This is a genomic window from Pseudoalteromonas rubra (assembly GCF_001482385.1).
Taxonomy (GTDB): Bacteria; Pseudomonadota; Gammaproteobacteria; order Enterobacterales; family Alteromonadaceae; genus Pseudoalteromonas; species Pseudoalteromonas ardens.
In genome coordinates, this window is the sequence record NZ_CP013611.1 from 4211344 (window position 1) to 4228547 (window position 17204).

Below are 17204 nucleotides of genomic sequence, written 5' to 3' on the forward strand. Positions count from 1 at the left end.
AGCTGTGCTGATTAGTGATGGCTCAGTATCGGTGCGCTTAATTTGGCTGCAACGTCAACGCTTCTTTGGGTGCTGCAACCATCCTGATTACAGGCCTCAATCAAAAATGTGTGACGTCCTGGCTTGTTCATTCGTTGCTCAAGCGTCGTTAACTGACTGTTTTGTAAAAGGGGTATCAGTGCGGTATTGGACATTCCTGGTTCAATCACATACACATTGAACGTCACCGGCGAGGTATAATTACTGCTCATTTGCCAGCTCAGTCTGATGCTGTTGCCCACTCTGATGGTGCTCTGGTCACTGCTAAAAGACAGTGGCATGGGAGGGGGCCCGACGACCTCAACTGTGGTCGTAGCTTCTCCTGAACATTGCCCATAGGAGTCACAGGCTAAAATCCTGAAGCGTTGGGTGCCGAGCTTCTGGATCCCGGTATCACCACCTCGTCGAATACTTAATGCATTGATATTGCTCCACTTCAGGAATTCAGGGCTACTAGGTTTGGTGACATAAATTTTGTATGTCAAAAAGTCTTTAAACTCGCTGCCATCAAGCGCTTTAGGGCGCTCCCAGGACAGCACAATGTCTTCACTTGGGATGATGCGCGGTTTATCGGCTTTAAAGTTGATGACCTGGCCGGTGCGACCCATGCTGTGGCCATAAAACCTAACCGTATTGGAGTAGCCGTAGTTTTCCTGACAGCGGGTATAGCGACAGGCCTTGATACGGTATTGATAATCGTTGCCTGAGCTAAGCCCCCGCTCAATGGTCGCCACATTTTCGGTAAACATGGTGTTGCCGCGCCAGATCATTTTTGATTGTGAAGAGCTTGGAGTAACGACGCCCCAGCCACTGTTATTGGTTTTCTGCTCAATGACATATCCATAGGCACCGAGTGTTTTGGGCCAGCTCAGGTAGACTTTATAATCACGCTGACTGGCCTGGGCTCTGAGGCTTTCAACTTCTCTCAGCATGGCTGAATAGCCGCGCACGTAGCCATCGGCAGGACAGTTCGCATAGTTTTGCCCACGCCGGTTGCCTCGACATTTGAGTCTGAATTCATACTTACCTGAATGCAGGCGACTGGCACTGTTGAAGTAGCGTGTGCCGATACCGCAGTAGAAGGTGTTCCAGCTGCTTTCGCCATAGGGCGTATACTCTACATGATAGCGGAATACGCCATCGTTTCTTTGACATTGTCCACCTTCGAGGCCTTCGTTAGGGGCTTCTTTGTTGTTATGTCTGGCAAAGTCGGTCCACTCAGATTTCAATTCTCCGATGTAGTTTGATAAATACAGCGACAGCGTTGGATCATACTGACCTAGGCCACCATTTTCGTATAGTTGTGCATCATCAATATGAAAGCGCGCCTGACTGCCAACCAGTCTGACATAGTACTTAATGGTTTTGATCTGATGGCTTCTGCTCAACCAGATCTGCTGATCAATGTTTATGATGTCGTGGGCATCAACGGTGTGTTCGCCCCGGACAGTATTTACGACAAGTCGACGGTCGGTTTCACTGGATGAAGCACGTCGGATCACCAGTTGTTGTCCTTCAAGTCTGTGACCTTTGCCACCTTCCAGGTAATAGGCAACTGGATAGACACTGAGCCTTGCATCTGGGGCCAGGTAGTCAACTCTGAGCTTGCCTCGCGCAGTCAGACCATTGAGACCACTGCGTGGCGCATAGTTATTCCAGGTAACATACTTTTTCTCCCACTCAATATATCCCCAGTTTTCCAGAGATACACGGAGGCTTTTTTCGCCGTTTATGGGCCGAGCTGTGCTGATCTCCAGCTCCTTTGCGTTGTTTGGAAGAAACTGCGTCATGCCATGTTCAAATGAGGGGTCCTGCATCAGGGGACGCAGGTCTTGCTCAGTGTACTGGTTGGACTCTGTGTGATTACCACAACGAACACTATTACAATTTTTAATCCGATACCGGAAACTGCCAAGAGGCGCTGTCGGGCTGGTGGCCTGGGCGACGGCCTGGCGAGCAAAGCTCAATGTGCCTTGTCTTTGCAGTGCAGCTATCTGAGTTTGTTTTGGCACGGTGACATCATTGCTGGTACTGACAAAGCCTGTGTGGTTTTCGCCATGATACAATTTGCTGTTCTGACCTTCTGGAATGACTTCTTCCCAGTTACGGCCATAGTCCAGTGATTGCTCGATGACATAGCCTTCTGTGCTGGGCATTTGCTGCCAGTATACATTTACGTTTTGCTGGCGATTATGATAGGCGAGATTGACGTATTCTGGGTCATGCACTACATCGAGTGTGTGGAGTAGATAGCCAGAAGTCGGACACCCGCTATACCCGGCACATTTTACTCTGAATTCGTATACGCCTGAGTCAAGCTCATGCTCACTGGCGTAATACAAATGATTGCCGTTGTAAGCAATGTGCCAGTTATTATCCTGGCTGTTTCGGTACTCAAGAGTGTAGATTCCCTCTGGACCTTTAAAGTCTGGCCAGCGAATAAAAAAATGACCGTCGTTACTGGCCCCGCTGCTGTTAACGCTCAGTTCTGCGCCTGTAGACTTAGTATCTAACAGGTAATAGCTATTCGCTGGAGCAATGGCGGACGATGCAAAGGCATTCGACGCAACAAAGTGTAGCATTGCCAGTAGTAGCAAAAAGCGAAGATTCATAAAGTGACTGATCCCTATATTAGTGTTCCAGAGTCACTGCTTTGAGCGACTCTAATGCCGGATATTCGCGGCAGTTTTGTGTGGTTTCTGCGGTGACTGGCAATTTGTGTATCGCCGCGCTCAGCAAGGCCAGATACATCGATTGTCCCTGGGCCGTACTGGTATTGAGTACCCATTTATTTTTGTTCTGGGCACTGACACAGGCTGGTTTAGCGGCATGTGACGCATATGTTTCAATGATGCTGAACACCCCGTCTATATGTATCTTGCTGATATAGTGCGGCTTTGCCATCGCCCCCAAGGGTAACAGGCCCGCTATCAGCATTGTGGCAGCAAAGTATTTGCGCCGGTTAACTCGACTGAACATCGATAGCTCCTTGATGCAACTAGACTTAGAAACTCCATGAGATGAGCCGGGGACTGGCACTGCGCTGATGTGAGGGTCAAGTGCATCGCTCACCGGGTATTGGGCAAGCGCATCCATGGACTTCTATCGTTCTTACGCGTGAATTATGTGCTCACAAACGGTTATACCTGATATGAGTTAGTACACACAGGCTATGCTGGCCCGGTTACTACAGCTGTAACTTTGAAAATCACGGTTTTTGAGTACGGTTCCGAAGCCTCTGCTGGTGGTCTGGTACTGAGTGCAAGTTTGGATCATATCAATATTGTCGCTGCTCGATTCTATCTGGCCATTTTTATAGATGACTTGCTGCCGTAAATAAGTGCCTCTGTCATGTCTGCTTTCTGCCACGGAGACATGCTCGATGGCGTCAAACACCCAAACGTAATCCGTGTTTTCCGGATATTGATCACCTAAAGCACGAAAGTCGTCCCATAACATGGCGCGTGCTCCAGGGAAGCTTGCTCTACAGATCCTGTTCATCGCGCTCAGTGGTGACTGGTTTTGCGTTTGGCCATTTAGATATACTCGGGTAAAGTCTGCGGGAACGCTGGGTACGAAGCCCGCGAACCTCACTTTATTCGCCGACACTGTCAAGCCAGTTATGGTAATACTCTTTGCTTCCTCATAGGTGGTGCCACTCAGACACCCCTGCTTGGTGGCAACGTGCACAGAAGCTTTGGCTGAAATGGCGGTGATCAGGCTTGAGTAGGCTGCTTTTCCGGCGTCGCTGGTGAGGCTGATCGCCCAATAGGGTTTGTGGGAGGTGGCAACACAGTTGGGTAATGTGTGTGCTTTGGCGTCGCTGGTTTTAAATACGGCAATATCCCCCTCTACTTTTAGTTCAGTAATACCGGCTGCCAGGGTGGGCAATGCCAACATGGAAAGTAATATACCGCTCAGAGCAGTATATATATTATTGTGGTTCATAATATGTGTCTTAGTTGAGTTAAGTAATAACAGGCTGGCTGGTTGTTAACGGGTATTTATTTAATACACACATGCCAATGAAATAGTATAATTACAAGTCTGTTTACGTACTTTATGGTTGTACATTACGTATACAAAGTAGTGCTCAGAGGTTGTTGAAAAGTCGTTGCAAAAAGGCGCTTTAGAAAAGCCAGGGTTGCCCCATTCCTGTTCTGAAATGTACTGTCCATTTTTAAACGTAATCTCGCGCTTCATGACAGTATAGTTCGGCCTGTTTGGGTCACGCAGATAAGAAATATGTTCAACGGGGTCGAGAATAACGACTTCCCTTTTGGTCAGCTGTTCTGGATAGTTTCCTTTCATACTGCGATGGTCATCCCAGAGCATGACCCTGGAGCCCGCAAAGCTGGCATCACATTTTTTGTCCATTGCCATTAGCGCAGACAAATCGTCTCGATTGGAAAAGTCTGCGTTCATACTGTGCGTGATACCGGCAAATTTTAACCCTGGCGTTTGATTGGGTGTGTGAACCATGCTTACGCTTTGCACTTTCTCCAGCGATGAATCATTCAGGCAAGTCTGCGCACTGGTTATTGCAACCTGGGCTTTAGCTGACATGGCTGTAACCAAAGTAGAGTACTTGGCCTGTCCAGGTAGGGTGTTGAGGTCAATTGCCCAGTCTGCTTTATGGGCGGCCTGCACGCAGTCAGGCACTGCATGGCTTTTTACATCACTGGTCTTGAATATTACGGTGTTACCATCGACTTTTAACTCGGTAATGGTGCCAGCGAGGCCTGAACCACTGAACAAAGCGAGTAAGGAGCCAAAACCGATGACGTTTTTTTGAGCAAGTTGCATTTGAACGTGCTTACCTTAGGTTTGTTATTATAATGGGGGCAGAATGTTACCTTGATTTAGGTACAAAATACATCATTTTACGGAGCACTCCATTTTTGACCAAAAGCTTGTCGTGACAGTAACGTTTTGTAGCCTTTTGCACCTGAGTTCACCCGTTCCCGAAGAAACTAAACTGCGCAGGTGTCGGTGATGCTGATGTCTTATCCATCAAGATAAAAGTCATTCCTGACTTTGTTCAGTGGCTTTTCCTCCTGATTACCATCAAAATAATGCTTTATAAACGTCACTACATTGACGGTCAGGTTTGAAAAATTGAGCGGCGTGAAGTGAATCTGTGAGTTTAATATCTGGGTATGGAGACCCTAATTATTCGAAGGTGAAGATGAGGGTATTGAGATTGGAATGTGATTTTTTCTTCCTTAATAGCAATAAATGATGTTGCTTTTCATTATATGGCTGTTTTAGTGGTTTGTGCCAGGCATTCGAACTCAGAGGGTATGCATTTAAGGTAGCGCAAATAGCTCACATTGGTCATGTTATGAAAAAAGGTAAGTGAAAATCTGTTTTACACCTGTATGCTTTTTAGATACTATGAACCAGCTTCGATGAAATTATGTCCAGTGTGAATCAGAGCCTTATCTAGCACAATAATATGCAAGGATATGCAAAAGTGTGTCTGATTTTGTAGTAATAGTCTGCAAACTGCCTTTTGCCCCCCTTTATTAATTCGTTTTTATAAGTGACATAAAAGTTTAATAAATTACTTTTATGTTTTCGCTGGATTTTTGCAAATGTATTTAACTAAATCTGGTCTATCAAACTGGTCAAAAGCAACATCATCAACATAATAATGACAGAAAAACGGAATTAAAATGAATCTGCCAATCTGCCAATCTGCTACTTCACACATCGCTGCTTCCTGATGGAGGCGTCATGAGTTATCGAGTTAAACTTATCCGCACTGTGTTTAAATCCGGGATTATGCTGGCCTCATTGCTGAGCATGAATGCCATAGCATCCAGCGATCGTGCAGCTAGTTTTACCCTTAAGTGGAATGCAGTTGAAGGGGCATCTCATTACTTGCTCGAAGAAAAGCAAAGTGATGGCAGCTGGCAGGGGGTTCATGAACAGCAAACGAGCGAGCTGTCATCAACAATCAATAAATCCAGTCATGGTAAATATACCTACCGGGTCAGTGGCTGTATTGAGGATTCAGGCAAAACCGTTCACTGTGGTGAGGAAGTCGCAGAGTACAGTGCACCGCTAACGGTGGATACCAAATCTAATGATCCAGAACCACACACTTTCGAGTTCGGCACGACCAACGATGCCAATCAGGTTTCCTTCCCGTCCGATGGTTTGGGCAACATCACGGCCGTCACTCCAGGTGAATTCAGAGTCGATGAATCGGGAAGTGCTACCTACCAGGTGCCAATTGAGCTGCCTGAGGGTCCGGGAGGCGTAAAACCTACTTTGGGTTTAAGCTATTCAAGTTCTAATACACAAGCAGGTATTGCGGGTATTGGCTGGTCTTTATCTGGATTATCTTCGATAACGCGATGTGCCAAGTCTAAGTTTCATGACAACTTAAGCGGGGCTTATGTTAAAGATGTTCAGCTTGATGAAACGGATGCGTTTTGTGTCGATGGACAACGTCTTGTCGAAGTGGGTAATGGTGTCTATCGTACTCATCAGGATAGTTTTACGGAATACCAATTAGATGGCACAAAGGCCTCTGTTAATGGCTTCATTGCAACAACAAAATCCGGAGAAACCCATTATTATGGCAACGTCAATGGTGCTTATAACTCTGTTCAATATGTAAGTTCATCCCTTACAAATAATCAGGCAGTGGCAAACACCTGGTTACTTAGCAGCATTACAGATGTGTATGCTGAAGCCTCAGACCCGCGTCTGCATAGTAATAGAATTCGTTATTATTATGCATCCCCCAATGGGGGGAATAGCATTGATCAAGAGGTATTACTTAAGAAAATCCAGTATGGCAGTGCAGAAGTCACACTGTCTTATACAGAGTCACTGGTACCTCACTACGGTTACCGCTTTGGTGCACCTTACCAGAGAACTCAAACGCTAGATAATATTAACGTTACTAATGGTGGTGGCGCATATCGCTTCTATCACTTGGCGTATAAATATCAGACTCCTTATTTACTCTATGTGACCAAGTGTCGTGCGAGCGGCAGTGCCTGTGCCAAACCCGTTTCCTTTATATGGAATCAGGAAGCAGGAGAAATTGACGGGGTATCTGATGATCAATTTACGTTAGGCACACCAGACAAGGTGGGCACGCCAGTGGTGGGCGATTTAGATGGTGATGGTTATAGCGACTTTATTTATCACTCAGGGGGCGGTTCCTGGCATGTCAGATATGGTGGCAGAAATGTGACCGATCGTATTATCGTTGCTCAGCAAGACACGGACTATAAACCTCATGCAATGGTAGCCGACTTCAATGGAGATGGGCGTTCAGATGTATTGCTGTCGTCTAAAACTTCGGGAGGAGAGTATAACTGGTACGTTCTCAATCAGGAGGGAGATGTCAGTGAGTCCCGGGAATGTAAGACCTATTTTCCGCAGAACAATCAAGACGAAGCCCATAAAGTTGAAGATGACCCCATAGAAAGATGCTTTGACAGAATTAAAGTTGGAGAGTTAAAACTGACTGGTATCCCGACACTGACGGGTGAACAGGCTAAAATACTGCCTGCGGATGTCAACGGAGATGGGTTGATCGATCTGGCCTATAAATATGGGCATAGTGAAGTTAAATATCGGCTCAGTACTTTAGGTTCAGGCGGGACAATGGCATTTGGGAATACGCAAGTGGCACTCTCAGCAACTGAGGTCGATTCACCGCTGTATCTTGAAGAAGACCTGGCTCGCAATGAACCAGAACTTGAATTTGATAACATCGAATGGGGCGACATTAACGGAGATGGACTATCCGATATTGTTGCGACGATAGAGGTCATAGTAGAGTCTTGCCATGATGAGTATCGGAACGATAAAAAAGACAAAGTTTGTGGCGCCGGCGGTGTTGGGTTTGAAACACATTATGCCATCAATCAGGGTAATGGAAGCTTTGAACCTTTTTATGAGATGGCAATACCTGAAGACAATGAATCTTGGCATCGAAACGAGCAGCTAGCCGATGTTAATGGAGATGGGCTCGTCGACTTTCTGTATCGACTGGATAAACAATGGACTGTCAAGCTCAGTAATGGTTTTGGGTTTGAAGCGCCCATTGAGATCTTGCCAGGTCAGACAATCAGCAGAGATAACATGCTGGTGGTTGATGTCGATGCGGACTTTAAACAAGAGTTGATCATATCGCAGAAAAAAGGCTATCAGCCAGCTTTAGTACGTTATCAGTTCGATGCCAAAACAGAGACATTTGTAGAAGAGGGATATGCGAGCATCGAGCGTAAAACCTCAGACACAATGAAAGATTCATTGCTGTTTGGAGACAATAACGGAGATGGTCTGATGGACTTGTGGCGCTTGCGCTACAGTGCAGATCAGGTTTCAGTTGATGTGTTCACCCATCAAAACACCCATAAAAAGCACCGTACTATTACTCAGTTTATTGATGGTATGCGCAACAATACCACAGTGACCTATAAACCGCTGACAGATGAGTCGGTTTACACTGGGGGTGTTGAAGCAATGTTCCCGATTATTTCGGCTCGTGGCCCCAGTTATGTTGTGGCAAGTGCGTCCAGCCCGGATGGTGTGGGTGGCAGAGCAACGGTAGAGTATCAATATGCCAATATGGCATTTCATGGACAGGGTCGGGGCTACCTGGGATTTGGTAAGTTAACCACCATAGATAAGCGCCATAGCGATTATGACATAGTAACAGATACCTTTTATCACCAAGGGCTGAACAGTGCTGAAACCGTTAAAAAGACCCTGAGCTGGTATCAAGTCATTGGTATGCCAATCAAAACTGTGAGGACTATGCGCAGTAAAAATGGCAGCACACACATTGTACTTTCAGAAGCCAGAAACTCACTACAGAGCAGTACGTCAGGTGGTGTGTATCGAGCCTACATAAGTCTTAGCACAGAGAAAAGCTACTTCCTAAATGCAGATGAAGCCACAGGCAAGACAACTTACAGTCAGGGTCAGCTAAAGTCCACCACCACAACACGCCAGAGCTATGACAATGATGGCAATGTTCTCACTTCAAACGTTGAAGTTGAAAACGCTGAAGGAAGTAAGTTTGCCACCAGAACTGAAAATATCTACAGTCGGGCGCCTTCAGGCTGTGATATGACGGGCTTAACGCAGCTTTATAACGGTGGTTACCCCCGGTTTGGCCGGTTAACGTGTTCGATAGTGACTAAAACCAATGCCCAGGGTGAGGTGTCAAGCCGCCAGAGTGCCTTTGCTTATGATAGTAATGGTATTTTGTACCAGGAAAAGGTCAATGCACACTCTTCCTCGCAAGCGGTGATCACTGAATATGGGTTTGATGACTTTGGTAACAAAAAGTACCAGATAACACGTGGTAAGCAGGCTCAGATTAATGCCAGTTATGGTGCGACACCCGTTTACGTAGGTGATGTTCAGCGAGTGAGCTATATGCAGTATGACGCGACAGGGCGTTACTTAACATCTAAAAGTGTGCTCAATGGAATCCCCAGTAATTGGGATAGTGTCAATACAGATCTGATCCATAGCAGTGAGTGCTATACCGTCAATACAGTGACTGGCTTATTGTTGAGTAAGCGAGTCAACACTAAGTCGTGTAGTGATGCATCTAAGTACTCCAGTGCTCTGACAACAGAATATAGTTATAACGCTTTTGGTCAGCCAACTGGTGAGCGCTCACCAGGCAAGGTGGTCAAAGCGATTTATCGTACCTGGTTGGACGAAGACTATGCATTTAAAGTGATTTCAAGAATGTCTGGGGCACCTGCTGTCAGTGAGTTTTATGATAGCCAGGGCCGGGTTGCTGCGAAAGTCACCAAAAGGCAAAGCGGTGAGCAGTCAGTGATAAAGACTGACTATGACCGCTTTGGGCGTGCTTATCGCACTTCGATAGCGGTGTCCGGGGATGAGGACGCACGAGTGGACGCAAGCGAATGGCAAGTCACTGAATTTGATATCTTAGACCGAGTGGTAACAACCTCAGCACCGAGCTTTGATGGCCATACTCTCAGGGTTGATACACGCTACAACGGCTTTTCGATAAAAGAAACACACACCGGTAGCGGCAGCGCCATTACCAAAACCAAACTGTACAATGTGAACGGTGAGCTGGTTTCAACAACTGATAATAGCTCGGCTGTGCAAAACGCCACCGCCAGCCGGATAACCTACGACTATGATGCATATGGCAAGTTGCAAAGTACTCAGGATAGTGCAGGTAATAAAGTGTTTATACACTATGACACTTTGGGTAATAAGATCAAAACCATAGACCCTGATAAAGGCACGTGGGAGTACCGTTACAATGCACTGGGCGAACTGAAGTGGCAAAAAGATGCCAATGGCCAGGTAACCTGGATAAACTATGACAGCTATGGCCGTGTGCAACAGCGGATCACCAATGCACAGGACAGTGAGGCTCAGTCACGTTGTTTTGCATATGATGAAATGGGGCTAGGCACTAAATCCGCAGAATGGGTGATGGAAGGTCATAGTTGTTCTGGTTTGGCCACCTTACATCAAAAGAGTTACATGTATGACGCACTACTCAGGCCTGTGTCTGTGCTTACAGAGTCCTGGATAGATGGCAAACACGTAGCCCAATCCCAAAACACGTATTATGACAATCTGGGTCGGGTGTACTTAAGCCAGCTCAGTAACAACTATGCTGTTGGTTATCAATATGATTCGGACGGTTTTAAGGTTGCGGAATACGGTCTGCGTTACAACAGCCAAACAGAGCAGGTGGAGCAATCTGAGCTCTCCCGTGTTACCGGCAGAAACTTCAGGGGTCAGGCGACGGATATCAGCTATTTAGGCGGGCAAAGCCAAAGCTATTTCTATGATAAATACACTGGTATGGCATCTGGTATGAGTGCTCAGGGAATAAGTAATGCACTCAATGTGAGCGCGTCAATGCTTACTACCAGTTATACCTATAATGCATTTGGTCAGCTGAAACAACGCAAAATCAATGGCCTGTACCATCAAGCCAGCACCGAAAACTTCAACTATGACGGGCTCAACCGGTTAAAACATGCCACGCTTAATTATGCTGGTTTAACTAAAAATGCCTATTACTGTTACGATGCGCTAGGCAATATGACGACCAAAGGCAGCACATCTTCGTGTCATGCCAGCCAGGGGCACTTTACTTATGGTGATGCGGCGCGTTCTAAGGGCAATGCAGGGGTACATGCACTGTACAAGGACACGCGCAGCGGTAAAACGTTTAATTACGACAACAATGGTAATATGGTCAATGATGGGTCGCGTTACCTGACCTATTCAGGATTTGATAAAGTCACGCACATTCGCCAGTCGGGCAACATGGAAGTGGCCTTCCGCTATGGTGCCGGACAAAGCCGCTATTATCGTAAAGACACCTACCTTAATGTTCAGGATCAAACTGGTGGCAAAGAAAACAGTGAGACCCTCTACTATGGCGCGTTTGAGCGCATCAGCAAGGCATCGGGTACTATTTACCAGTACACCGTAGGTAACATGTTGATCAGTGAAAATCTGTCAACCGGTGAGCTGACCCACAAATTAATGGTGAAAGATCACCTGGGCTCGACACTGGCTATCAGTGAGGTAAATGAAGCGAAAACGAGTGCTAAAATTACTCAGGCCTTCCGCTACGATCCATTTGGTCAGCAGCATGTGCTCGAAGTCAGCCAGTTCAGTGTGTTTACCGGTTATATGCGACATGGCTTTACCGGCCATGAGATGCTCAATGGCTTAAACATCATTCATATGAATGGCCGAATTTACGATCCAACTCTGGGTCGATTCCTTCAGGCTGATCCGCATATTCAGGCGCCGGGCAATTCACAAAGCTATAACCGCTATAGTTATGTGTTGAATAATCCGTTGAGTTATACCGATCCGAGTGGGTATTTCTTCTCGGCTCTTAAAAAAGTAACTAAGTTCGTTAAAAAGCATTGGAGAACAATAGCAGCAATTGCAATTAGTGTTTACTTGCCAGGTGCAGGAGGGCTTCTGCAGGGCTGGGGGGTGACAAGCACCATTGCTCAAGGGGCTATAACGGGCTTTATTTCAGGAGGTGTAGCCACAGGTTCTTTGAGGGGGGCGTTAGTTGGAGCATTTTCAGGTGCTATGTTTGGACATCTCCATAGTATGGCACCAGGAGCAGGGAAAGTTATTGCTCATGGCATTACGGGTGGTGTAAGTAGTGTCCTAAACGGAGGAAAATTTGGACATGGCTTCCTATCTGCCGGCTTTACTCAGGCTATGGGGAATGTGAAAGGGCTATTTGTAAATGGTGCCTCAACTATTGCAGACCGATTTAGCAATGCTATCAAGGCAGCTATGATTGGCGGAACTGCATCTGCAATAAGTGGTGGTAAGTTTGCAAATGGTGCCGTGACAGGCGCATTCTCTAGGCTTTTAAACGACGACGCTTACGATAGCCGTATCAAAAAGCAAAACCGTTACGATCTAAAAGATGGATTCGAAGGATTCGTTGATGAATATGACTATAAAGGTGAAGCTAGACACGAAATCCACGTATATAAAAATGGAAAAGAGGTCGGAATATTCCAAGATGGAGATTGGATTAATAAGCATGGTCATTCGGGGGTTCCTGAAGGTTTCGGAAAAGAGAATGCGAGGCTTCTAAAAGGACTAGATGTACACATGATACGTAGGCAAGGAAGAATACCTAAGAATGCTAAATTAGGTAAAGGGATGCTAAGAGGCTATGGCAAATATTTACCTGTAGTTGGTGTTGCCGTAACAGGCGCTGAAATGTATAACTCATCCTCGCCTTGGCAAACCTTTTGGGAAGGAGTTGGTGTCAGTTCGGTCGGAGCTGGTTCAACATGGGAGCCTGAAGGTATTAATATTACATACCCTGAAAAGAATTAGGTCGTAAAATGAAAGAGTTACAGTTTTTTACTGAGAAAGTCTTAGGCAGCCCTGGTGAAGGGCTGTTTTCTGAAGCATTTAAAGAGTATCAGTCATATATTGATAGCAATAAATCCAAATTACCGGATACAGTTGTAAATATTGTTAAGTCAGATTGGTATTTCAATGCACGAGATCCAAGATGTCCTAAAGATGCTTGGCTAATTAATCAGAGAATTGAAAATGAGTTCAGCACCACTGAACGACAGAAAAAGCCAGCAGAGTATGAAATAACATTACTAGGAGCTTATCACGATTGTCACCTTCACTTTGTTTACAAATCAGTGGTTGAGATAGATGCGCCAGGTAATGCTGGCTCTTTATTGGAAAAGGACTATGACCCTTGGCGTATAGATGAGTTTTCAAGGAGTGATGATGGATATTTAGTCCATAAAATATATTTCTTGTCTGGAAAGGTTTGGACAATAAAATGTCAAAGTTTTGAATTTGGGGTTACTAATCTATAGAACGCTAGGAATATATACTTCATAACCAAAGATTAACCTTATGATACAGAGCTACTTCATAGTTGAAAAACATGAGCTAAATCAAACTGTATTATCAATAAGCACGCTATCAACGTGATAGAGTGGGCCGATAGGATAATAAAAGGATAAGGTTGCGAGCTATCTACGCTTGCGCAATACAGGGCCTTGTTGATCAAATCCTAACTTAGGTAACACCGAGATTTCAACTGCTTCCCTGATATTCAGGCATACCTAGCCCAGTCATTCTATTGAGTACTTTCACTTTGATCATCGCTTCAGTGTGTTGCTGATTGAATCCACGACTGACCAGCTTGTCACCCATTAGCTGTTTGTATCGGTACATTGCCGTTTCCGCCAGTGAACGTTGGTGGTAGTTCACACATTTTTTCCACTCATTGCTGCCTATATGCTTTGTTAAAATGACCGCGCTGTTGCGAGTATGTCCATCCTCCCACAACTGCGCGTTACTCCTTGGTGGGATCACTGCTTCGGCCTTTTTAGCTGCTACTTCGGCATAACAGCCTCTGGTATCATAAGCACCATCTGCTTTAACTGAGCTGATCTTCCTGCGCAATGGTCTGAGTAGGTCACCCAAAACTTCTGAATCAGCTACAGACACTGTGGACAACTCAGCGCCTACGATTTGGTGTGTATCTGAATCAACTGCCAGGTGTAGCTTTCGCCATGTTCGGCGCTTGTTTGCACCATGTTTTCTTGCATGCCACTCACCATTTCCGTACACCTTCAAACCAGTGCTATCAACCACAATATCAATGCCTCCGGATGCACTGGAGTGTGGCCTATAGCGAACTGCCAGCTCTGCACTACGCTTACACAAACAACTATAAGTTGGCGTATCCAAATCAAGCTTCATCATTGATATTAATGAGGAAACAAAACCCTGTGCAGCTCGAAGAGACAAGCGAAATACAGCCCGCAAAGTCAGGCAGGTCTCAATTGCCAGTTCAGAGAAATGATTAGCTCGACCTTTACCGCCATGATGTTGCGTGTTGTTCCACTGTTCAATCGCGCCCTCGGAAAACCAAAGTTGGATGTTACCTCTGGCGATAAGGGCTTTGTTGTATTCGCGCCAGTTGGTGATACGCTTTTCTTTCAAAGTTCAGCCTCTGTGTTTGCTTTCGAGATCTGATCACATAAGGCTAAATTAGTTCAATGATTTAGGAAACAACGCCACCCGCAACACCAATTGCCTTAAATCCCAATTAAGGTACAATTACCAACAAATAATAAGTTCGTTTAACGAACAAGCTCAATCTGCTCCTTCTCGGAAAAAGGATTTTATAATGAACCTCAAATTACTCGCTGTTTTGGCGGCGATAGCACCGGGGGCGGTTTGTGCTGCCTCTGCGGTTAAACAACTGGATGTCCTGGGTGATGCCGTCACCTTTACATTGGAGCAGCCGAAATCACACGCCATTCCTGCCTGTGTGAGCGCCGATAACCTACAAAAATGGGCGATAAACTTAAACTCCCTGCAAGGTCAGGCGATGTACAGCCTGCTGGTTACAGCGGTATCGAAAGAACATTTGGTGAATGTCATCCCGGCTAATCGTTGCGAAGTGATTGCTGATATCGAACAGGCGGGTTCATTATCACTAAAAACTAACCCTGCTCAGGGAGGCGTTGGGGTTTCTCTATACAAAGGGGATGGTGTGACTAAGTTGGGAACGGTTACCAATACGTCAAACGGCATACAATATGTGCCATCAGAAGGCACCACTTGGGTACAGCATTATGGGCCATCAACACTGAATCTTGTGTACTATGTTGATGAACAATGCAGTGGGCAGGGCTATATCTATCATACGCCCAGTTCGAGCCCTTATCTGCTCCTGCCTAAAAATCGGTTCTATACCAAATCAGACTCTAAATCCGAAAACCTATTGAGTAAAAATGGCAATGTCCCTGTCTATCAGTATGTTTCATATGCAGAGGAAGGCAAAAGGTGCCAGAAAACTCAAAATACGGCCAATCAGTATGACGCGCGTTATACCAAGCTTCTGGATGCTGAACATCCACTGTGTGGTATGCATGCCTGTGTCATTCGGTAGTGGCTGAGTAGCGCAACAATAACAACAACGAAACAACATTCTAATATTCGGAATAATAATGAAAAAATCGGCTATAACAGCCTCACTTTATCTGCTTAGCACTTCGGCTATGGCGGGCTCTGCGATTAAGCAACTCGATGTCTTGGGTGATGCCGTCACCTTTACACTGGAACAACCTAAATCACACGCCATTCCTGCCTGTGTGAGTGCCGATAACCAACAAAAATGGGCGATTAATTTAAATTCGCTGCAAGGTCAGGCGATGTATAGTTTGCTGGTTACAGCGGTATCGAAAGAGCACCTGGTGAATGTCACGTCGGCAAATCGCTGTGAGTCGATTGCGGATATTGAGCAGGCCGAGGCGATTTCGCTGACAACCAAAACGGTTAGTGCGCCAGACAGCGGTATTTTGCTTTATAAAGGCGATGGTAAGACTTTGTTAGGCAAAGTTCTTTCCGAGAGCTTTTATGGAAATCAATACTATAGGCAAGACTCATATCGGTTTGCACCTGTTGGTGGTGCGACACAATTGCAGAATTATTCAATTTATCGGAATGTTAGCATTTACTATGTTGATTCTCAGTGTGAGGGGGAAGCCTATTCAGACAAAACAATTTCACCTGAGCAATCTTATTACAGTAAAGCGCGGAACTTTTATTACCATACAGCGGTAAGTCCGACTGAGCAGGATTATCTTCACGTCCATGGAGATGCTCAGGTTTATAAGCTTCACGATGATACCGGGGAATGCACCGCCTATGGTGGCCAAGCAAAACAGTTTACCAGAATGACGCGACTTACTTATATTGAACACCCTCTTTGCGGTAGCAAAGGCTGCATTATTAAATAAGCATCTATAAAAACGATAAATGAATTAACCAGCACTCGGGATAATAATGAACAAACTACTCATAACAGCCTCGCTTTGCCTGTTAAGCAGCACAGTGATGGCGGCTTCTACAGTCTCTCAGCTCAATGTAACGGGTGATGTGGCCATATTCACACTGGATACACCAAAAGCACATACAGTACCCCGTTGCGTGACGGCAGAGAATAAAGATAAATGGGCGCTCAGCCTGAGCACGCTACAAGGACAGGCGCTTTACAGCTTATTAGTAACGGCAGTGTCGAAAGATAAGCTGGTTTCAGTGCAATCGGCGCAGCGATGTGAGTCGGTCGCCGATGTTGAGCAGGTCCAGGGCCTGACCTTGAGCTCGAATAAACTGAGCACGAGTTCAGCCAGCGACACCTGGTTATTCAAGGGAGATAAGGTCACTAAAGTTGGTAAAGTAGTGACTATTGAGGGCAACACGCATATCTATGTGCCAGTAGAGGGGACCAATACAGGCCACAGTTACTCTCCCTCAATAGCAGCTGATTTCTCCGGGTTCTACTACCTTGATGCTGAATGTAAAGGTGATACGTATCGCCTGCATTATGGGCACCCATTTTTGACCTTCATTGAAAGCGAAGGCGCTTATTTTACCTTTTCTGATTCCAGTATCCATGGGAATCGGATGGCAGATCACGGTCATGCTCCTGTTTATCGCGCTAGTGGTGGTCAGTGTTACCTGGAAGACAGGTATCTGGCTTATCAGGAAACTCGCGCTGTAAAACTCGAAAAAACAGAGCACCCTTTATGCGGTAAAACGCCTTGCTGGATTAAATAACGAGAATATAAGGCTTATTA

Annotated in this window: 10 protein-coding genes; 5 read left to right on the forward strand and 5 right to left on the reverse strand. The window is 45.7% G+C overall.

Annotation, left to right across the window (positions count from 1 at the left end):
• Positions 1-11 precede the first annotated feature (11 nt).
• From AT705_RS18100 to AT705_RS18115, 4 genes are all read right to left on the reverse strand, one after another.
• A complete protein-coding gene (locus AT705_RS18100; RefSeq protein WP_058797656.1) occupies positions 12-2651 on the reverse strand; it encodes a hypothetical protein in 2640 nt (879 codons plus the stop codon).
• 19 nt (positions 2652-2670) lie between these two features.
• Positions 2671-3018: a hypothetical protein gene (locus tag AT705_RS18105; protein WP_058797657.1), complete on the reverse strand. Its 348-nt coding sequence runs from the start codon at positions 3016-3018 to the stop codon at positions 2671-2673.
• A gap of 177 nt (positions 3019-3195) precedes the next feature.
• Complete coding sequence (locus AT705_RS18110; protein ID WP_058797658.1) at positions 3196-3987, reverse strand: hypothetical protein; 792 nt, start codon at positions 3985-3987, stop codon at positions 3196-3198.
• A 60-nt stretch (positions 3988-4047) separates the two neighbouring features.
• Positions 4048-4845 carry a hypothetical protein gene (locus AT705_RS18115; protein WP_058797659.1) on the reverse strand — a complete coding sequence of 266 codons (798 nt, stop codon included), beginning with the start codon at positions 4843-4845 and terminating at the stop codon, positions 4048-4050.
• A gap of 933 nt (positions 4846-5778) precedes the next feature.
• Between AT705_RS18115 and AT705_RS18120 the strand changes: the two genes are divergently transcribed.
• Together AT705_RS18120 and AT705_RS18125 are read left to right on the forward strand one after the other, a co-directional pair.
• Positions 5779-12915, forward strand: coding sequence for an RHS repeat-associated core domain-containing protein (locus AT705_RS18120; RefSeq protein ID WP_058797660.1), 7137 nt, complete (start codon positions 5779-5781; stop codon positions 12913-12915).
• Positions 12916-12923: 8 nt separating this feature from the next.
• A complete protein-coding gene (locus AT705_RS18125) occupies positions 12924-13421 on the forward strand; it encodes a hypothetical protein (protein WP_058797661.1) in 498 nt (165 codons plus the stop codon).
• Positions 13422-13644: 223 nt separating this feature from the next.
• Here the strand turns inward: AT705_RS18125 and AT705_RS18130 are convergent, their stop codons facing one another.
• Positions 13645-14559: an IS5 family transposase gene (locus AT705_RS18130; protein ID WP_058797662.1), complete on the reverse strand. Its 915-nt coding sequence runs from the start codon at positions 14557-14559 to the stop codon at positions 13645-13647.
• A 187-nt stretch (positions 14560-14746) separates the two neighbouring features.
• Between AT705_RS18130 and AT705_RS18135 the strand changes: the two genes are divergently transcribed.
• Genes AT705_RS18135 through AT705_RS18145 form a run of 3 tightly spaced genes read left to right on the forward strand, consistent with a single transcriptional unit; the run spans position 14747 to position 17184 of the window.
• Positions 14747-15514, forward strand: a complete 768-nt coding sequence (locus tag AT705_RS18135) for a hypothetical protein (protein WP_058797663.1) — start codon at positions 14747-14749, stop codon at positions 15512-15514.
• Positions 15515-15572: 58 nt separating this feature from the next.
• Positions 15573-16364 carry a hypothetical protein gene (locus AT705_RS18140; protein WP_058797664.1) on the forward strand — a complete coding sequence of 264 codons (792 nt, stop codon included), beginning with the start codon at positions 15573-15575 and terminating at the stop codon, positions 16362-16364.
• 46 nt (positions 16365-16410) lie between these two features.
• Positions 16411-17184, forward strand: coding sequence for a hypothetical protein (locus AT705_RS18145; RefSeq protein WP_157576860.1), 774 nt, complete (start codon positions 16411-16413; stop codon positions 17182-17184).
• Positions 17185-17204: the final 20 nt, after the last annotated feature.

Bases quoted from the DNA above. Each gene is read 5' to 3' on its own strand.
- AT705_RS18100 (WP_058797656.1), bottom strand. From the start codon at position 2,651: ATGAATCTTCGCTTTTTGCTACTACTGGCAATGCTACACTTTGTTGCG.
- AT705_RS18105 (WP_058797657.1), bottom strand. From the start codon at position 3,018: ATGTTCAGTCGAGTTAACCGGCGCAAATACTTTGCTGCCACAATGCTG.
- AT705_RS18110 (WP_058797658.1), bottom strand. From the start codon at position 3,987: ATGAACCACAATAATATATATACTGCTCTGAGCGGTATATTACTTTCC.
- AT705_RS18115 (WP_058797659.1), bottom strand. From the start codon at position 4,845: ATGCAACTTGCTCAAAAAAACGTCATCGGTTTTGGCTCCTTACTCGCT.
- AT705_RS18120 (WP_058797660.1), top strand. From the start codon at position 5,779: ATGAGTTATCGAGTTAAACTTATCCGCACTGTGTTTAAATCCGGGATT.
- AT705_RS18125 (WP_058797661.1), top strand. From the start codon at position 12,924: ATGAAAGAGTTACAGTTTTTTACTGAGAAAGTCTTAGGCAGCCCTGGT.
- AT705_RS18135 (WP_058797663.1), top strand. From the start codon at position 14,747: ATGAACCTCAAATTACTCGCTGTTTTGGCGGCGATAGCACCGGGGGCG.
- AT705_RS18140 (WP_058797664.1), top strand. From the start codon at position 15,573: ATGAAAAAATCGGCTATAACAGCCTCACTTTATCTGCTTAGCACTTCG.
- AT705_RS18145 (WP_157576860.1), top strand. From the start codon at position 16,411: ATGAACAAACTACTCATAACAGCCTCGCTTTGCCTGTTAAGCAGCACA.